1 pseudogene is annotated in these 832 nt (G+C 52.9%); it reads right to left on the minus strand.

The features are described from left to right. Positions 1-44: 44 nt before the first annotated feature. Positions 45-832, minus strand: a pseudogene (locus tag HMPREF2724_RS09435) (MFS transporter); the annotation flags it as partial.

An 832-nucleotide genomic window follows, 5' to 3' on the forward strand; every position in this document is an offset into this window, starting at 1 on the left:
GCCGAGGGTGGAAGAAGTTAGTTCAGAGCTCACGGAGCTCGATATTAGTCTTTAACGACCACGTCATCGGTACGACGGTGACGCTCAGCCCAGAATGAGCCCAACGCTGTAATCAGGGAGATTGCCACGAGGATGATAACTCCAGGAATCGAGCTTGGCGTCTCGTTTGAAGCGTTCATTGCAGTCGCGATAAACGGCAGGAGTCCGGAAATTGCTCCAGCGATGTTTGCAGCGATAGCGACGCCGGAATAGCGGACGTTCGCTGGGAAGATTTCGGACAAAAGAACGCCGGAGACAGAGTAGGTGCTCGTTACTAACGAGAGGCCGAGACAGACAGCCACAGTTAACAAGGCTGCGTTTCCAGAGTCGATCATTGCCCAGATGGGATAGGCCATGACAGCAGTTGCAATACCTCCCCAGCCCATTACTTTGCCTGGCCCGATCTTCTCGCCGAGCCGGCCAAAGTAAAGGTTGATGAAGATCTGGCAAACAGCGGCAGCGAGCGTCGCATTGACTACCGTTTGGCGCTCGAAGTTCAAGGTGATTGTGGCGTAACTGATGGTGTAGGTGGTCAATACGAAGAACCCGCCGATTCCGAGCAGGGCTGCTGCAGCGGCAAGAACTATTTGCCCGAAGTGCTCGGTAAATAGTTCTTTGAGGGATCCTTTGTGTTTCGCTTCATCTTCTTCTGCTTCCTTCTCCAAGGCTTGATAGACCGGAGATTCCTCTACTTTTGTGCGGATATAAAGCGCAATTGCGAGGAATGGGAACGCGATCAAGAAAGGAATGCGCCAACCCCAGCTTGAAACTGCGTCATCAGGCAGCATGAGGA

The sequence above is a fragment of the Corynebacterium sp. HMSC071F07 genome, from assembly GCF_001810285.1.
Taxonomy (GTDB): Bacteria; Actinomycetota; Actinomycetes; order Mycobacteriales; family Mycobacteriaceae; genus Corynebacterium; species Corynebacterium simulans.